The sequence below is a fragment of the Cupriavidus cauae genome, assembly GCF_008632125.1.
GTDB classification, from domain to species: domain Bacteria; phylum Pseudomonadota; class Gammaproteobacteria; order Burkholderiales; family Burkholderiaceae; genus Cupriavidus; species Cupriavidus cauae.
Map to the genome: position 1 here is coordinate 11827 of NZ_VWRN01000006.1, position 18178 is coordinate 30004.

At 69.3% G+C, this 18178-nt stretch carries 12 protein-coding genes; 8 read left to right on the plus strand and 4 right to left on the minus strand.

Translation table 11 applies throughout. From position 1 onward, the window contains the following. Positions 1-44 precede the first annotated feature (44 nt). Positions 45-1265: a type II secretion system inner membrane protein GspF gene (gene gspF, locus F1599_RS01525; RefSeq protein ID WP_150081958.1), complete on the plus strand. Its 1221-nt coding sequence runs from the start codon at positions 45-47 to the stop codon at positions 1263-1265. A 267-nt stretch (positions 1266-1532) separates the two neighbouring features. On the opposite strand, the gene F1599_RS01530 is transcribed toward gspF, so the two are convergent. Continuing rightward, positions 1533-3026, minus strand: a complete 1494-nt coding sequence (locus tag F1599_RS01530; RefSeq protein WP_150081961.1) for an NYN domain-containing protein — start codon at positions 3024-3026, stop codon at positions 1533-1535. 311 nt (positions 3027-3337) lie between these two features. On the opposite strand from F1599_RS01530, the gene F1599_RS01535 reads away from it, so the two are divergent. Continuing rightward, entirely contained in the window at positions 3338-6931 is a 3594-nt protein-coding gene (locus F1599_RS01535; RefSeq protein WP_150081964.1) for an indolepyruvate ferredoxin oxidoreductase family protein, read from the plus strand. An 87-nt stretch (positions 6932-7018) separates the two neighbouring features. Here F1599_RS01535 and F1599_RS01540 read toward each other — a convergent pair whose 3' ends face one another. After that, positions 7019-7633 carry an HD domain-containing protein gene (locus tag F1599_RS01540; RefSeq protein WP_149317558.1) on the minus strand — a complete coding sequence of 205 codons (615 nt, stop codon included), beginning with the start codon at positions 7631-7633 and terminating at the stop codon, positions 7019-7021. Positions 7634-7899: 266 nt separating this feature from the next. On the opposite strand from F1599_RS01540, the gene F1599_RS01545 reads away from it, so the two are divergent. From F1599_RS01545 to F1599_RS01555, 3 genes are all read left to right on the plus strand, one after another. Then, entirely contained in the window at positions 7900-8247 is a 348-nt protein-coding gene (locus F1599_RS01545; RefSeq protein ID WP_149317557.1) for a GFA family protein, read from the plus strand. 18 nt (positions 8248-8265) lie between these two features. Next, positions 8266-8679 (plus strand): VOC family protein, encoded by a 414-nt coding sequence (locus F1599_RS01550; protein WP_149317556.1) that lies wholly within the window; start codon positions 8266-8268, stop codon positions 8677-8679. A gap of 258 nt (positions 8680-8937) precedes the next feature. Next, complete coding sequence (locus tag F1599_RS01555; RefSeq protein ID WP_149317555.1) at positions 8938-10263, plus strand: MFS transporter; 1326 nt, start codon at positions 8938-8940, stop codon at positions 10261-10263. Between the two features lie 16 nt (positions 10264-10279). Here F1599_RS01555 and F1599_RS01560 read toward each other — a convergent pair whose 3' ends face one another. Continuing rightward, positions 10280-11251, minus strand: coding sequence for a DODA-type extradiol aromatic ring-opening family dioxygenase (locus F1599_RS01560; protein WP_150081967.1), 972 nt, complete (start codon positions 11249-11251; stop codon positions 10280-10282). 325 nt (positions 11252-11576) lie between these two features. Between F1599_RS01560 and F1599_RS01565 the strand changes: the two genes are divergently transcribed. Then, entirely contained in the window at positions 11577-12224 is a 648-nt protein-coding gene (locus tag F1599_RS01565) for a DNA-3-methyladenine glycosylase I (protein WP_149317636.1), read from the plus strand. A 521-nt stretch (positions 12225-12745) separates the two neighbouring features. Here the strand turns inward: F1599_RS01565 and F1599_RS01570 are convergent. After that, the gene (locus F1599_RS01570; protein ID WP_149317553.1) at positions 12746-13708 is read right to left on the minus strand and encodes a DUF808 domain-containing protein; all 963 of its coding nucleotides are present in this window, start codon (positions 13706-13708) and stop codon (positions 12746-12748) included. A gap of 299 nt (positions 13709-14007) precedes the next feature. Here F1599_RS01570 and F1599_RS01575 point away from each other — a divergent pair, with 299 nt between their 5' ends. Both F1599_RS01575 and F1599_RS01580 read left to right on the plus strand, forming a co-directional pair. Beyond that, positions 14008-17289, plus strand: coding sequence for a hybrid sensor histidine kinase/response regulator (locus tag F1599_RS01575; RefSeq protein WP_149317552.1), 3282 nt, complete (start codon positions 14008-14010; stop codon positions 17287-17289). Between the two features lie 29 nt (positions 17290-17318). Beyond that, positions 17319-18164, plus strand: coding sequence for a CheR family methyltransferase (locus F1599_RS01580; protein ID WP_149317551.1), 846 nt, complete (start codon positions 17319-17321; stop codon positions 18162-18164). The last annotated feature ends 14 nt before the right edge of the window (positions 18165-18178 follow it).

Genomic DNA, 18178 nt, shown 5'->3' on the forward strand with positions numbered 1-18178 from the left:
GTTCCGTGCCGGACTCCGCGCCACCGAGCCCCGTGACCTGAGCCATGCCAGCCTATCGCTACGAAGCCGTCGACGCCGCCGGCAAGACCGACCGCGGTGTGATCGAGGCCGACAGCCCGAAGCAGGCCCGCACGCATCTGCGCACCCGCGGGCTGACCCCGCTGACCGTCGACGCGCTCGGCAGCGCGGCGCAGGCCGCGCGTGGCGGCAGCGCGGTGGGCTTCGGCCGCCGGCTGTCGACGCAGGAGCTGGCGCTGTTCACGCGGCAGCTCGCCAGCCTGATCGTCGCCGGCCTGCCGCTGGACGAGGCGCTGGCCGCGCTGGCCGACCAGGCCGAGCGCGCCTATGTGCACGAGCTGCTGGCCGGCGTGCGCGCCGAGGTCATGGGCGGCAGTTCGCTGTCGGTCGCGCTGATGCAGCATCCGCGCGACTTTCCCGATATCTATCGCGCGCTGGTCTCGGCCGGCGAACACTCGGGCCATCTGGGCCTGGTGCTGGAACGGCTGGCCGGCTATATCGAGACCCGCAACACGCTGACCGCCAAGATCCGGCTGGCCTTCACCTATCCGGCCATCGTCACGGTGGTGGCGTTCGCGATCGTGATCTTCCTGCTGTCGTACGTGGTGCCGCAGGTCGTCAGCGTGTTCGCCAACACCAAGCAGAAGCTGCCGATGCTGACGGTGGTGATGCTGGCGCTGTCGGACTTCGTGCGGCAATGGTGGTGGGCCGCGCTGATCGTGCTGGCGCTGGCGGTGATGGCGATCCGCGCGCTGCTGCGCCAGCCCGGCGTGCGGCTCGAATGGCATCGCTGGCTGCTGACCGCGCCGCTGGCCGGCAAGCTGATCCGCGGCTACAACACCGCGCGCTTTGCCAGCACGCTGGCGATCCTGGTGTCGGCCGGCGTGCCGATCCTGCGCAGCCTGCAGGCGGCCGGAGAAACGCTGGGCAACGAGGCGCTGCGCGCCAACGTCGAGGACGCCACCACACGCGTGCGCGAGGGCTCGTCGCTGGCCCGCGCGCTGGCCGCGCAGAACCAGTTTCCGCCGGTGCTGGTGCACCTGATCCGCTCGGGCGAGGCCACCGGCAATCTGCCGACGATGCTGGAGCGCGCCGCGCAGGGCGAGGCGCAGGAACTGGAACGGCGCACGCTGTTCCTGACCAGCCTGCTCGAGCCGCTGCTGATCCTGACGATGGGCGTGGTGGTGCTGCTGATCGTGCTGGCGGTGCTGATGCCGATCATCGAGATCAATCAGCTGGTGCGGTAGCGCGGGGCGTTGCACGGAGCAACACCACCTCCCTCTCCCCGGCCCTCTCCCCCTGAGGGGGAGAGGGAGAACACCGTCGATGTGCATCACGATGTCCCACTCTCTCCCGCTTCAGAAAGCTGACACTCGGTAGAACACCACCGGTTTTCTCCCCTCTCCCGCTTCAGGAAGCTGACACTCGGTAGAACACTGCCGGTTTTCTCCCCTCTCCAGCTTGCGGGAGAGGGGCGGGGGGAGAGGGCAAGCGGCGCCCGCCCCGCGAACGGCTTATTCCGCTGCCGCCGTCTTCTTCGCCGCGCGCTTGCGCGGGGCCGGGCTGCGGCGCTTGCGTGCCGGCGGCGCGGCCTCGGCGGCCTGCACCGCGTCGGCGGTTTCCATCGGTTCCTCCGGCTCCGCCATCGCCGGCGCTTCCGCGCCCGGAACCTCCAGCGCTTCGCTTGCCGCTGCCGGTGCCGCAAATACCGTGCTGTCGATCGGCCATGGCGTGTCGCTCAACTTCACGTCCGGACGGCGCGAGGCGCGGCGGCCGCGCGACGAGCGCGGCGGCGCGGCGGGTTCGGGATTGCCATGGGCGCCATGGCCAGGCTGCTCGGCCGCGGCGGCTACCGCCGGCTCGTCGAACTGCACCGGCTCGGGCGCAGGCACGGGTTCGCTGACGGCCGGCACCGCTTCTGCCGGTTCCGGTGCCGGTGCCGGAGCCGCGTTGCCGCGTCCGCGCTGACCGCCCCGCCCCTGGCCACCCTGGCCCTGACCGCCTTGACGCTGGCCACCCTGCCCCGCGTGGTCCTGTCTGTCGCCCCGCTGCTCGCTTCCGCGCTGTTCACCACCTGGCTGCTCGCTACCGCGCTGCTCGACGCCTCGCTGCTCACTACCGCGCTGCTCAGCACCTCGTTGTTCGGTACCGCGCTGCTCGGCACCCCGCTGCTCGGCACCCCGCTGCTCGCCGCCGCGCTGCTCACCGCCACGCTGCTCACCGCCACGCTGTTCGGTACCACGCTGTTCGCCGCGCCGCTTGAGCCGGACCCAGATGGTCTTGTTGTTGCCGCCGTTGCGGGTCTCGACCTCGAACAGGCCGGTCGCGGCGACCAGCTCCGACAGCTTGCCGTAGCCGTAGTTGCGCGAATCGAACTCGGGCGCCTGCTTGGCGATGTGGGTGCCCATGCTGCCGAGCGTGGTCCAGCCTTCCTCGTCGGACACCGCCTGCGCGGCCGACTGCAGCAGCCGCACCAGTCGCGTGTCCTGCCGCAGCTCGCCGCCGCTGCGGCGGCGGGCCGGCGCGCTGGCCTCGTCGGTTTCGTCGCTGCCGACGTCGCCGCGCAGCAGGTCCGAGTAGATGAACTTGTCGCAGGCGGTGACGAAGGGCTTGGGCGTCTTGCGTTCGCCGAAGCCATAGACCGTCAGGCCCTGCTCGCGGATGCGCGAGGCCAGCCGCGTGAAATCGCTGTCGCTGGAGACAATGCAGAAGCCGTCGAAACGGCCGGAGTACAGCAGGTCCATCGCGTCGATGATCATCGCGCTGTCGGTGGCATTCTTGCCCACCGTATAGCGGAACTGCTGGATCGGCTGGATCGAATGCGACAGCAGGCATTCCTTCCAGCCCGCCAGATTGGGCTTGGTCCAGTCGCCATAGATGCGCTTGACGGCGGCCACGCCGTACTTGGCCACTTCGGCCAGCAGGCCTTCGACGATGCCGGGAGCGGCATTGTCGGCGTCGATCAGAACGGCCAGGGTCGCGGTGCCCTGGCGGGGATTGGTATTCATCGGTTGTCCTGGGGGAGCGCTCGCTCCAGCAGTGGGGGGTTGCACCACCGCGGCCCGGGCGGCATCCCTTGGACGCCGCCCGCTGCCGGGCTTGGATGCAGTGCAGTGTACACGCCAGGGCTTGTCCATTCGGGAAATCGCCGAGCCGGAAGGGGCCCGGGATGCTGCGCCGCAGGGTGCCGTGTCAACGCCGCCGGTGCTACCATGCCGGGCAGAGACACGGTCGCTTCCGCCTTCACAAGAGGCCTGCGCGGCTGCCCACCACTGAAGTGTGTCGGCGATCCCGACAACATGCCCGAAGAGGAGCACATATGAATGCCCCCCTGACCGCCCCGGTCAGCGACGCCATCCGTCGCGCGCTCGCAAACGTTACCCTGGACGACAAATATACGCTCGAACGCGGCCGCATCTACATCAGCGGCACGCAGGCGCTGGTTCGTCTGCCGATGCTGCAGCAGGAACGCGACCGCGCCGCCGGCCTCAATACCGCCGGCTTCATCTCGGGCTATCGCGGCTCGCCGCTCGGCGCGCTGGACCAGGCGCTGTGGAAGGCCAAGTCGCACCTGGCCGGCCACAACATCGTGTTCCAGCCGGGCCTGAACGAGGACCTGGCCGCGACCGCGGTGTGGGGCTCGCAGCAGGTCAACATGTACCCGGGCGCCAAGTACGACGGCGTGTTCGGCATGTGGTACGGCAAGGGCCCGGGGGTGGACCGCACGGGCGACGTCTTCAAGCATGCTAACTCGGCCGGCTCGTCGAAACACGGCGGCGTGCTGGTGCTTGCGGGCGACGACCACTCGGCCAAGTCCTCGACCCTGGCGCACCAGTCCGAACACATCTTCAAGGCCTGCGGGCTGCCGGTGCTGTTCCCGGCCAACGTGCAGGAATATCTCGACTACGGGCTGCATGGCTGGGCCATGAGCCGCTACTCGGGCCTGTGGGTGGCGATGAAGTGCGTCACCGACGTGGTCGAATCGTCGGCTTCGGTCGAACTCGATCCGCACCGCGTGCAGATCGCGCTGCCGCAGGACTTCGCGATGCCGCCGGGCGGTCTCAATATCCGCTGGCCCGATCCGCCGCTGGAACAGGAAGCGCGGCTGCTCGACTACAAGTGGTACGCGGCGCTGGCCTATGTGCGCGCCAACCGCATCGACCGCATCGAAATCGATTCGCCGCACGCGCGCTTCGGCATCATGACCGGCGGCAAGGCCTACCTCGATACGCGCCAGGCGCTGACCGACCTGGGCCTGGACAAGGAGACCTGCGAACGCATCGGCATCCGGCTGTACAAGGTCGGCTGCGTCTGGCCACTGGAAGCGCAGGGCGCGCGCGCCTTCGCCGAGGGCCTGCAGGAAATCCTGGTGGTCGAGGAAAAGCGCCAGATCATGGAGTACGCGCTGAAGGAAGAGCTGTACAACTGGCGCGACGACGTCCGGCCCAAGGTCTACGGCAAGTTCGACGAGAAGGACAATGCCGGCGGCGAATGGTCGATTCCGCAGAGCAACTGGCTGCTGCCGGCGCACTACGAGCTGTCGCCGGCGATCATCGCCAAGGCGATCGCCACGCGCCTGGACAAGTTCGACCTGCCCAGCGACGTGCGCGCCCGCATCGCCGCGCGCATCGCGGTGATCGAGGCCAAGGAGCGCGCGCTGGCCACACCGCGCGTGGCCGCCGAGCGCAAGCCGTGGTTCTGCTCCGGCTGCCCGCACAACACCTCGACCAACGTGCCCGAGGGTTCGCGCGCGCTGGCCGGCATCGGCTGCCACTACATGACGGTCTGGATGGACCGCAGCACCAGCACCTTCAGCCAGATGGGCGGCGAAGGCGTGGCGTGGATCGGGCAGGCGCCGTTCGCCGGCGACAAGCACGTGTTTGCCAACCTCGGCGACGGCACCTACTTCCATTCGGGCCTGCTGGCGATCCGCGCGTCGATCGCGGCCGGCGTCAATATCACCTACAAGATCCTGTACAACGATGCGGTCGCGATGACCGGCGGCCAGCCGGTCGACGGCCAGCTGTCGGTGCAGGACATCGCCTTCCAGGTCGCCGCCGAGGGCGCCAAGCGGATCGACATCGTCACCGACGAGCCCGAGAAATACAGCGGCGCGATCAAGCTGCCGCAGGGCGTCACGGTTCACCATCGCGACGAGCTGGACCGCATCCAGCGCGAACTACGCGAGGTGCCGGGCTGCACCATCCTGATCTACGACCAGACCTGCGCCACCGAGAAGCGCCGCCGCCGCAAGCGCGGCAGCTTCCCCGATCCGGCGCGCCGCGTCTTCATCAACGACACGGTGTGCGAAGGCTGCGGCGACTGCTCGGTGAAGTCCAACTGCCTGTCGGTCGAGCCGCTGGAAACCGAGCTCGGCACCAAGCGCAAGATCAACCAGTCGTCCTGCAACAAGGACTTCTCCTGCCTGAACGGCTTCTGCCCCAGCTTCGTGACCGCCGAAGGCGCGCAGCTGCGCAAGCCCGAGGCGCACGGCGTGTCGATGGCGAACCTGCCGCCGCTGCCCCAGCCGGCGCTGCCCGCGCTGCAGCGGCCGTACGGCGTGCTGGTGACCGGCGTCGGCGGCACCGGCGTGGTGACCATCGGCGGCCTGCTCGGCATGGCGGCCCACCTGGAGCAGAAGGGTGTCACCGTGCTCGACATGGCGGGCCTGGCGCAGAAGGGCGGCGCGGTGCTGTCGCACGTGCAGATCGCCGCGCGGCCGGAGGATATCCACGCCACGCGCATCGCGATGGGCGAGGCCGACCTGGTGATCGGCTGCGACGCGATCGTGTCGGCGACCGACGAGGTCCTGTCCAAGGCGCAGGCGGGCCGCACGCGCGCGATCGTCAATACCGCGCAAACCCCGACCGCCGAGTTCATCCGCAATCCGAAGTGGCAGTTCCCCGGGCTGTCGGCCGAGCAGGACGTGCGCAACGCGGTCGGCGAGCAATGCGACTTCATCAATGCCAGCGCGCTGGCGGTGGCGCTGCTCGGCGACGCGATCTACACCAACCCGCTGGTGCTCGGCTATGCGTGGCAGAAGGGCTGGGTGCCGCTGTCGCTGGACGCGATGGTGCGCGCGATCGAACTGAACGGCGTGTCGGTCGACAAGAACAAGGCCGCGTTCGAGTGGGGCCGCCATATGGCCCACGACCCCGAGCACGTGCTGTCGCTGACCGGCGAGCTCAAGCGCACCGCCGAGGGCGCCGACGTGGTCAAGCTGCCGACCTCGTCGGGGGCGCTGCTGGAGAAGCTGATCGCCCATCGCGCCGAGCACCTGACCGCGTACCAGGACGCCGCCTATGCGCAGACCTATCGCGACGCGGTCAACCGCGTGCGCGCGGCCGAGAGCGCGCTGGTGGGCAGCGGCAAGCCGCTGCCGCTTACCGAGGCGGTAGCCCGCAACCTCGCCAAGCTGATGGCCTACAAGGACGAGTACGAGGTCGCGCGGCTCTATACCGATCCGGTCTTCCTCGACAAGCTGCGCAACCAGTTCGAGGGCGAGCCGGGCCGCGACTACCAGCTGAACTTCTGGCTGGCGCCGCCGATGATCGCGAAGCACGACGAGCAGGGCCGCCTGATCAAGCGCCGCTTCGGCCCGTCTACGATGACGATCTTCAAGCTGCTGGCGAGACTGAAGGGACTGCGCGGCGGTCCGCTGGACGTGTTCGGCAAGACCGAGGAACGCCGCACCGAGCGCGCGCTGATCGGCGAATACCGGGCGCTGCTCGACGAACTGGTGGCGGGGCTCAATGCCGCCAACCACGGCACCGCGGTGGCGCTGGCCAATCTGCCGGACGACATCCGCGGCTTCGGCCACGTCAAGGCCAACAACCTGAAGGCGGCGCGCTCGCGCTGGCAGACGCTGCTGGCGCAGTTCAGGAATCCGCAGGCGGGGCAGCAGGCGGCGTGAGTTTGAAAGGCTGATCTCGCCTGCGATGTGCTCCCCTCTCCCGCACAGCGGGAGAGGGGAGCCGATTCTCCCAGTCAGCTTGCCGCCCTACTCCACCTGCGCCAGCTTGTCCTCGCCCTTCTTCACATACATCGAGTTCTTCGGCTGCGCGAACACGCGCCGCACCATCGGCTCGAAGAACGACAGCGGCAGCGTGTCGTAGTCGGTCATGAAGGCCGCGGCGTCGTACTTCGCGCAGAACTCGGCGGTACGCTCGAACAGCTCCGGCTGGCAACGGAATTGCTCGCGCAGGTTGCGGTCCAGGCCCAGGTGATGGAAGAAGTAATAGCCCTGGAATACGCCGTGCTTTTCCACCATCCACAAGTTCTCGGCGCTGACGAAGGGCTTCAGGATCGCCGCGGCGATGTCGGGATGGTTGTAGCTGCCCAGCGTGTCGCCGATATCGTGCAGCAGCGCGCAGACCACGTATTCCTCGTCGCGGCCGTCGCGGTGGGCCAGCGTGGCGGTCTGCAGGCTGTGGGTCAGCCGGTCGACCGGAAAGCCGCCGCAGTCGCCGTCGAGCAGCCGCAGATGGGCCAGCACGCGGTCCGGCAGCGCCGCGGCATAGGGCATGAACTCGGCCGAGATCGCGGCCCAGTCCTCGCGGGTGCCCTGTTCCATATGGCTGAAGCGCGCACGCGGCGCGGGGTGGGATTCGCTCATGGTGGTCTCCTGGTGGGGTCGGCGCTGATGCGCTCTGGGGATTGCGGCATTGTGACATCGGTTGATGCCGCTACACTGTCAGGATACCGACAGTCGCCGGCAGGATACTGAAGCAAACCCCAGTCTGAAGCCAACCCGCCGAAACCGACCCGCTGAAGCGAAGTCGCTGAAGCGAAGTCGCCGAAGCGAAGCCGCCGAAGCCAAGGCGCCGAAGCCATCCCCCTGGAGCACCGGCGGCACCCTTTCACCGAACCGAGGAGAACACCATGCCATACCAGGGCAGCTGCCACTGCGGCCGCATTGCATTCGAGGTCGAGGGCGAGATCGAGGCCGTGCTGTCGTGCAATTGCTCGATCTGCCAGCGGCGCGGCCATCTGCTGTGGTTCGTGCCGCGCGACCGGTTCCACCTGAAGACGCCCGAGTCCGACTACTCGACCTACCGCTTCCACACCATGAAGATCGCCCACCATTTCTGTCCGGTGTGCGGCTGCGGGCCGTTCGGCGAAGCCATCGATCCGAAGGGCCAGCCGACGGCGGCCGTCAATGCGCGCTGCCTGGAGGGGATCGACCTGGACAAGCTGAAGGTCATCCCCTTCGACGGGCGGCGCCTGTAACGCCGCCGCGCCGACGCCATGCTGTCGATCCGGGGTATCGATCATCTGGTGCTGCGCAGCGCCGACGTGCCCGCGCTGCTGCGCTTCTACGTGGACGTGCTGGGCTGCACGCTCGAGCGCGAGCAGCCGAAGCTGGGGCTGACGCAGCTGCGCGCCGGCGCGAGCCTGATCGATCTGGTCACGCTCGACGGCCCGCTCGGCAAGGCGGGCGGCGCGGGACCGGGTCCGGAGGGCCGCAATCTGGACCACTTCTGCCTGCGCGTCGAGCCCTTCGATGCGCAGGCCATCGCCGCCCATCTGCGCGCGCACGGCGTCGAGGCGGGGCCGGTCGAATCGCGCTACGGCGCCGAAGGCACGGGGCCGTCGATCTACCTGCGCGATCCCGATGGGAATGTGGTCGAGCTGAAGGGACCGCCCGACGCCAGGGTGTAGGGGCCGCGGAAGGGAGGAGACGCGAAGGCTCGGGGAAAGCGCGAAGGCCGCCGGGAAGGCGCGAAAGCCCGGGAAGGGGTGAAGGCCCGGGGAAGGCGCGAAGTCTCGGGGAGAGCGCGAAAGCCGGGAACGCGCGATGCCGCCGCGCAACGCCCCGCGCACGCTGCGGCGAGCCGCCGCTACAATCGGGTTTCCCCCAAACCATGCGCCGCCGGCATCGCATCGGCGGCCACGGCGCCGGCCTTCCCGGCGCATGCCATGACGACACCCGACCTCTCTTCCGGTCCCCGCCCCGACACCGCCGGCTCCGCCCCCGGCATGGCGGCCGACAGCGACGCCGCCGGCCCCGCCGAACCACAGTCCCAATCCGCCCCCTGGTCCGAACCGCCCCGCCATCTGGCCTGGGTACTCGGTCTGACCGAAACCATCTCCTGGGGCACGCTGTACTTCGCCTTCACCGTCTTCATCGAGCCGATGAGCCGCACGCTCGGCTACGGCAAGCCCTTCCTGGCGGGCGGCTATTCGCTCGGCCTGCTGGTCTGGGCGCTGTGCTCGTTCGCCGTCGGCCGGCTGCTCGATCGGGCGCCGGCGCGCTGGGTGATGGGCACCGGCTCGGTGCTGGCGGGATTGGGACTGATGCTGTGGGCCTGGACGCCGAACCCGACGCTGTTCCTGCTGATGTGGGTGCCGCTGGGCCTGGCGATGGCGACCACGCTGTACGAGCCGGCCTTCGTCGTGCTGCGCCAGGCCTATGGCGACGGCTACCAGAAGTCGATCGTCATCGTGACGCTGGTGGCGGGCTTCGCCAGCACCATCTTCATTCCGCTGGCGCAATGGCTGGTATTGCATATCGGCTGGCGCGGCACGCTGCTGATCTTCGCCGCGCTGAACCTGCTGGTCTGCGCGCCGCTGCATGCGCGGCTGCGCTTCACGCCGCATCCGACCTATGCCAGCGTGCAGCCAGTCGCGCCGCTGGGCGGCGGCTCCCCGGGCATCGCCACGCTGGCGCTGCGCGATCCGGTGTTCTGGGCGGTGGTGCTGGCCTTCACCGCGCTGGCGGTGGTGGCCTCGCTGCTGGGCGCGCACCTGATTCCGATGCTCAACGAAAAGGGCCTGCCGGTCGGCGAGCAGCTGATGGTGGCGGCGCTGATCGGCCCGGCGCAGGTCATCGGCCGCCTGGCGATGGCACGCATGCCGTCGCGCCAGCCGGTGCGGATCGCGATGCCGGTCTATCTGGTGATGAGCCTCGGCCTGCTGACGCTGGCGCTGGGCCACGGCAAATGGCTGATGCTGGCGGCGGTGCTCTACGGCTGCGCCAACGGCATCAACACGATGCTGCGTGCGATGGCGATGCCCGAGCTGATCTCGCGGCACCACTATGCGACGCTGAACGGGCTGATGATGACGCCGGTGCTGTTGATGCAGGCGATCGCGCCGTGGCTCGGCGCACTGATGTGGACGGCGGCCGGCGGCTATTGGCTGATGCTTTGGGTGATGGTGGTGCTGGCCATCGCGGCGCTCGGCGCGTTCGCCTATGCGCTGCGCCGGCGCGGCATGCTGGGGGCGCCGCCGGCGGCCGCCTAGCTGTACCCCGCCGGACTCACGCCGCGGCGGCCACGCCCATGCCTTCGAAGACGAAGGTATCCATCGCCAGTACGCCGTAGGTGACCGCATCGGTCGCACGCGCGACCTTGGCGGCCCCGGCGACCTTGGCGACCTGTGCCACCTCGGCAGGCTCTGCCGTCTCTGCCGTCTCTGCCGTCTCTGCCACCTCGGCCGTCTCTGCCACCTTGGCCGGCACAGGCGCGCCGGCCGTTCCCGCCGCGGGGCCTAGCGCCGCCCCCAGCGCGACGAAGAACGGCAGCAGATGCTCGTCGGTCGGATGGGCCCGGCGCGCATGCGGCGCCTCGCTGCGATAACGCGAAATGCGCGCGGTATCGCCGGTGCGCAGCGCCTCGTCCAGCGCGCCGGCCATCCAGCCGCGAAACGCCTCGACATAGGGCTCGGCCGCGCCGCCGTGCTGCACGGGCCGTTCCCCGCCGAACACTTCGCGCAGGTTATGCGTGAAGCTGCCCGAGCCAACCACCAGCACGCCCTCGTCGCGCAGCGGCGCCAGCGCGCGGCCGATCTCGATCTGCACGGCCGGGTCCAGGTAGGGATTCAGCGCCAGCTGCACCACCGGCACGTCGGCATCGGGGAAGAAATACCGCAGCGGCAGCCAGGCGCCGTGGTCGAGCGGCCTGGCATCGTCCAGCGCGACAAACCCGGCCCCCGGGATGCCGGCGGCCTCTACCAGCGCCTTGACGCGCCCGGCCAGCGCCGGCGAACCCGGCGCGTCGTAGCGCAGCGCATAGAGCTCCGGCGGGAAGCCGCCGAAGTCGTGCCAGGCCTGCTGGCGCTCGGCCGTGGTCACGGCCAGCGTGCTGTAGATCCAGTGCGCCGAGATCACCAGCACCGCGCGCGGCTGCAAGGCGCGCAGCCGCTCGCCCAGCGCATCGAACGCCGGGCCCACCGGGCCGGGTTCGATCGCCAGCATCGGCGAACCGTGGGAGACATAGAGCGCGGGCAACATGGGGATCCTTTCTTCGACAGCGTGGATGCGGGGAATACGGGCCTAGTTTGACAAATCCCCACCGTCGCGGCGTCAAGCGTTGCGGACGCCTCGGTCAAATATTTTGAAATTCAGCGTTGCGGCGTTGTCCCCTGCAAGCGGCGGCGAACTCGCACTAACATGGCGGCTTGCTTGCGGGGTCGCGACCTCGTCCCAACCTGGCCCCACCCAGCCCCACTTGGCTCAACCCGGCCCAACGTGGCCCAAACCGGCCCAAACCGGCCCAAACCGGCCCCAACCCTGCCCCACCGGCCCCAATCGAGACAACGGAGACACGATGACCACCATGCCCGCCACCACCCGACCCAAGCAGGCCGCACCGGCGCCCGACACGCCGCTGGTGCGCTGCGGCTGGTGCGGCACGCTCGAGGACTATTGCCACTATCACGACAACGAGTGGGGCTATCCGGTCGACGACGACCGCCGCCTGTTCGAGAAGCTGTGCCTCGAGGGCTTCCAGGCCGGCCTGAGCTGGCTGACGATCCTGCGCAAGCGCGAGGCCTTCCGCAAGGCATTCGCCAACTTCGACGTCGAGAAGGTGGCCCGCTTCGGCGAGCGAGACATCGAGCGGCTGCTCGGCGATGCCGGCATCGTGCGCCACCGCGGCAAGGTCGAGGCGGCGATCAACAACGCCCAGCGCGCGCTCGAACTGCTGGAGACCGAGTCCTCGCTGGCCGCCTATCTGTGGCGCTACGAGCCCGACCCGAAGAGCCGGCCTGCCGTGCTGACGCCGGAGGTACTGCGCACGATGACGACCTGTCCGGAGGCGACGGCGCTGTCCAGGGACCTGAAGAAACGTGGCTGGCGCTTCGTGGGGCCGACCACGATGTATGCGCTGATGCAGGCGATGGGCATGGTCAACGACCACCAGCAGGGATGCTGGGCGCGCGAGGAAGCGCAACGTAAACGGGCGGCGTTCAAGGTGCCGCGGTAGCGGGACCGCGGTTGGGGCGGCTGGGGCGGCTGGGGCGGTTGGGACGGTCTGGGCGGTCGGCGCGGTTGGGGCGGACGGGCTGCGTGCCTGGGACGCATGAGCATCCCAAGGTACATGGCGTCTCCAACCTGCCGAACGTGCCCAAACGTGCTTGGCGGCCCTACGTACGTAAACGCACATCCAGTCGCCGCTCCGCGCAACGGTGCCCCATGGTCTTTAAAGATTGTTTACGTATACGTAGATAGTAGTAGGTAAACGGCGCCCTCCACAGTGGATAAGGGCGCCGCGCCCTTGCGGCACAAGGGCTGGCGGACTGTATAAGGCTTAGGGGAAAACCCGACGTATACGGGATAACCCGATGCCCTCGGGGAAACGGGTTCGGAGCGCGCCGGACTTGTCCGTCCGCGGTCCACAGGCGCCCCACAGGCTGCCCAGCGCTTGTCCCTTGCGCGGCGCACAGGGCGGGCACAGGGTTGTCCCCGGAGTTATCCCCAGGGCGCCGTGAAAACGCCTTGCGCGGATCAGTGCGAACTCGGCCGCAACGCCCGCCGGCCGCGCTGCACCAGCATCACGCCGGCCAGCACGATGGCGCCGGCGATCACGCCGCCGACCAGATTGATCAGCAGCGGCCCCAGCCAGGACAGGAAGGGTCCGACGCCGGGGATGGCCGCGAGCCATTGCGCGGCGGTCTCTTCCAGATGGTGCGCCCACGGCAGGCCGTGAACGAGGATGCCGCCGCCGACCAGGAACATCGCGATCGTGCCGGCCACCGACAGCGTCTTCATCAGGATCGGCGCCAGCCGCAGCAGGCCATCGCCGATGCGGCGCGCGAAGCCGTTGCCGCGGCCGCTCAGATAGAGCCCGGCATCGTCGAGCTTGACGATGCCCGCCACCAGCCCGTAGACCCCCACCGTCATCAGCAGCGAGATCGCGGTCAGCACCGCCAGCCGCGTGCCGAACGGCGCGTTGGCGACCGTGCCGAGCGAGATCACGATGATCTCGGCGGACAGGATGAAGTCGGTGCGCACCGCGCCCTTGATCTTTTCCTTCTCCAGCGCGACCAGGTCGACCGCGGGATTGGCCGCCGCCTGCCGCAGCGCGGCGCGCTCGACCGCCTCCCGGGCGCGCTCGGTCGGTTCGGCGTGGCCGGGCAGGTAGCGGTGGGCGAGCTTCTCGAAGCCCTCGTAGCACAGGAAGGCGCCGCCGATCATCAGCAGCGGCGTCACGGCCCACGGCGCGAAGGCGCTGATGGCCAGCGCCGCCGGGACCAGGATCACCTTGTTGCGCAGCGAACCCAGCGCCACCGCCCACACCACCGGCAGCTCGCGCTCGGCCTTCAGGCCGGTCACCTGCTGCGCGTTCAGCGCGAGGTCGTCGCCGAGCACGCCCGCGGTCTTGCGCGCGGCGACCTTGCTCATCGTCGCGACGTCGTCGAGGATCGTCGAAATATCGTCGAGCAGCGCAAGCAGGCTGGCACCGGCCATCTCAGCGGCCTCCCTGCAGCAGCTGGCCTGCAACGGTACGGCGATCGAAACTCGGCATGGTTCGGGCTCCTGTGGGGTTGGAGAATCGGCAAGGCGCCGCGGGCCGCGGCCGGGACCGCGAGTGGCGCCGCCATCGCGCCATACTGCCATAGCCGCTCCCGCTTCCAGCATGGCGGGCATGTCGGATTTTGTCTGATTTTTTTACGTCACTTGGATCTGTAGCATGGGGCGTCATGCGCAGGCACCGGGCGGCTGTTGCGCCGGCGCCCCCGCCTCTCCCCAATTCCACCCGGTCGCCCATGCCCCAAACCCTTGCGCGCAGCGATCTGCTGCGTACGCTCGTCATTCCCCTGCTGCTTGCGGCGCTTCTTGTCGCGGACCTGCTGACCCCGCTCGGCGTCGCCGAGTGGATCTTCTATCTGCTGCCGATCTGCCTGTGCGTGTTCGTCGACCGGCCGATGATGCCGCTATGGACGGCCGCCGGGGCGACCCTGCTGATGGCGGCCGGCTATATCTTCTCGCCGGGCGGGGGCGATCCGACCATCGGCCTGATCAACCGCCTCTGCGGCACCGTGGTGATGTGGTTCCTCGCCGCGGCGATCTACCGCTATATCGCCAGCCAGCTGCAGATGCGCCGCTTCGTCTGGCTGCAGGAGGGCCAGGTACGCGTGGTCCAGCAGACCCGCGGACTCGATACGCCGGCCGAGGTCGGCACCGCGCTGCTGCGCGCGCTGGTGCCGCTGGTGCAGGCCCAGGCCGGCGTGGTCTACCGGCTCGAGGACGCCAGCCTGAAGCGGCTGGCGGGCTGGGCCGCGCCGGCGGACACGCCGGAGAACCTGGCGCTCGGCGAGACGCTGGCCGGACAGGCCGCCAGCGAGAACCGGCCGCTGCTGGCGCGCGGGCTGTCCTCGCACTATCTGCGCATCGGCTCGGCGCTGGGGCGCGACGTGCCGCAGGCGGTGCTGGCCGCGCCGCTGACCTCGGACGGCCATGTGGTCGGCGTGGTGGAGCTGGCCTTCGCCAGCGCGCAGCCGAAGCTGGACGATGCCGTCGAACTGATCGGGCGCGTTGCCGAGGCGGCCGGCGTGGCGCTGACCGCCTCCGCCTATCGCGCGCGTCTGGAGACGCTGCTGGCTCAGACCCAGCGCCAGGCCGAGGAACTGCAGGTCCAGCAGGAGGAGCTGCGCGTTTCCAACGAAGAACTGGAGGAGCGCGGCCGCGCGCTGATGGAATCGCAGGCGCGGCTCGAGACGCAGCAGGCCGAGCTCGAGCAGAGCAACGTCCAGCTGGAGGAACACACCCAGCTGCTGGAGGCGCAGAAGCGCGACCTGCTGCAATACCAGGCCGAGCTGGCCGCCGGCGCGCGGGCGCTGGAGCGCGCCAACCAGTACAAGTCCGAGTTCCTGGCCAACATGTCGCACGAGCTGCGCACCCCGCTCAACAGCGCGCTGATCCTGGCCAAGCTGCTGCAGGACAACAAGGAAGGCAACATGACGCCCGAGCAGGTGCGCTATGCCGCCACCATCCATTCGGCCAATACCGACCTGCTGAACCTGATCAACGACATCCTCGACCTGTCCAAGATCGAGGCCGGCCATCTGACGGTGCAGCCCGAGCCGGTCGACATCGAGGCGTTGGTCGGCGGCCTCGCGCAAGGCTTCGCGCCGATCGCCGCGCAGAAGTCGGTGCAGTTCCGCATCGAGCGCGCGCCGGACCTGCCCGCGACGCTGGTGACCGACAACGTGCGGCTGCAGCAGATCCTGCGCAACCTGCTGTCCAACGCCTTCAAGTTCACCGAGCGCGGCGAGGTGACGCTGTCGGTCACGCGCGATGGCCACGACGGCATGCGCTTCGCCGTGCGCGATACCGGCATCGGCATTGCGCGCGACAAGCAGGCCATCATCTTCGAGGCCTTCCAGCAGGCCGACGGCACCACCAGCCGGCGCTATGGCGGCACGGGCCTGGGCCTGTCGATCTCGCGCCAGCTGGCGCAATTGCTCAACGGCACGCTGACGGTCGACAGCGAACCGGGGGCCGGCAGCACCTTCACGCTGACGCTGCCGCTGGAATTCATCGGACCGGCCGCGCCGGCGGCGGCCGTCTCGTCGGTCCCCCCTGCCCCGGCGGCGGTGCTCGAAGCGGCGGCCCAGGTCGCGGCCGAAGGCGGCATCGACGTGACCGAGGCGCTGACCTCGCCGCAACCCGCGCCGGTGCCCGAGGCGGTCGCCGCGATGTCCGCGCCGACACATGCCGCCGGCGCAAGACAAGGGCACACGGCGCAGATGTCGCACACCACCCCCACGACGCAGAGCGCGTCTCCGATCACGATCAGCGCGCCGCCGCTCCACACCATGCTCGGCCCGGCGCCGATCGACGACGACCGCGACCGGCGCTCGCGCGGCAACCGCCTGATCCTGGTCATCGAGGACGACGTCGCCTTCGCGCGGATCCTCTACGACCTGGCGCACGAACTCGACTTTGACTGCCTGCACGCGACCACCGCGCAGCAGGGGCTGGAGCTGGCGCGCGAATACCAGCCCTGCGGCATCCTGCTCGATGTCGCGCTGCCCGACCATTCGGGGCTGACGCTGCTCGACTGGCTCAAGCGCGACCCGGCCACGCGGCATATCCCGACCCACCTGGTGTCGATCAGCGACCATGCCGAGGCGGCGCTGCACCGCGGCGCGATCGGCTACACGCTCAAGCCGAGCGGCCGCGACGACCTCGCCAGCGTGATCCGCGAACTGGAAGCGCGCATGGCGCGAGGCGGCATGCGCACGGTGCTGGTGGTCGAGGACGACGCCACGCTGCGCGAGAGTATCCGCGCGCTGCTGCAATCGGCCGACATCGACATCGTCACCGCCGACACCGTGTCGGCGGCGCTGGCCCGGCTGTCGGAACGCCGCTTCGATTGCGTGGTGATGGACCTGGCGCTGCCGGACGGCTCGGGCCACGACCTGCTCGAGCAGATGGCGGCCGATGCCTCGTATTCGATGCCGCCGGTGATCGTCTACACGGGCCGTCAGCTGTCGGCCGAGGACGAGCAGCAGCTGCGCCGCCATTCCAAGTCGATCATCATCAAGGGCGCGCGCTCGCCCGAGCGGCTGCTCGACGAGGTCACGCTGTTCCTGCACAGCGTCGAATCGGCGCTGCCGCCGGAACACCAGCGCATGCTGCGCGCGGTACGCAGCCGCGACGATGCCTTCGAGGGCCGCCGGCTGCTGCTGGTGGAGGACGACGCGCGCAATATCTTCGCGCTGTCCAAGGTCATCGAACCGCTCGGCGCGCAGGTCGAGATCGCGCGCAACGGCCGCCAGGCCCTTGAAATTCTCGACGGCCGCGACGATATCGACCTGGTGCTGATGGACATCATGATGCCGGAGATGGACGGACTGACCGCGATGCGGCATATCCGCCAGGATGGCCGCCACGCGCAATTGCCGATCATCGCGCTGACCGCCAAGGCGATGTCGTCCGATCGCGAGGCCTGCCTGCTGGCCGGGGCCAACGACTACATCGCCAAGCCGATCGATATCGACAAGCTGCTTTCGCTGTGCCGGGTATGGCTGCACGCGCGCTGACCCCTCCCGTCCGCCCTTCGACCGGCCCCATGCCGGCCGACGACGCCTTCGCGGCCGTGTCCGCCGACGACTTCGAGATCGAGCTCGAATTGCTGCTCGAGGGCATCTTCCGCAAGTACCAGCACGATTTCCGCGGCTATTCGCGCGCGTCGCTGCGGCGCCGGCTGTCGCAGGCGCTGCGCGACCTGAGGCTCGACACGCTGTCGCAGTTGCAGGACCGCATGCTGCGCGATCCCGCGCTGTTCGGGCGGCTGTTCCAGTACCTGACGGTGCAGGTCAGCGAGATGTTCCGCGATCCCTCGTACTTCCGCGCGATCCGCGAACATGTGGCGCCCGTGCTCAAGACCTATCCGTCGATCACGGTGTGGGTCGCCGGCTGCAGCACCGGCGAGGAGCTGTGGTCCCTGGCGATCCTGTTCGCCGAGGAGGGCCTGCACGAGCGCACCACCTTCTATGCGACGGACATCAACCCGGCGGCCTTGGCCGAAGCGCGCGCCGGGGTCTACGACGCCGGCCGGCTGCGCGGCTTCGGCCGCAATTACCTCGCCGCGGGCGGCCGGCATTCGCTGGGCGACTACTATCACGCCGCCTATGGCAAGGCCAAGTTCGATGCCGGCCTGGTCTCGCGCGCGGTGTTTGCCGACCACAGCCTGGCGACCGACAGCGTGTTCCAGGAAGCGCAGCTGATCTCGTGCCGCAACGTGCTGATCTACTTCGACCGCGCGCTGCAGGACCGCGCGCTCGGGCTGTTCCGCGACGCGCTGGTGCGCCACGGTTTTCTGGGGCTGGGCAGCAAGGAAACGCTGCAGTTCAGCGCGCACGCGGAGGCGTTCGAGGCGGTGATGCCGTCGGACCGGTTGTATCGCAAGCGGTGAAGTCGCGCCGGCAT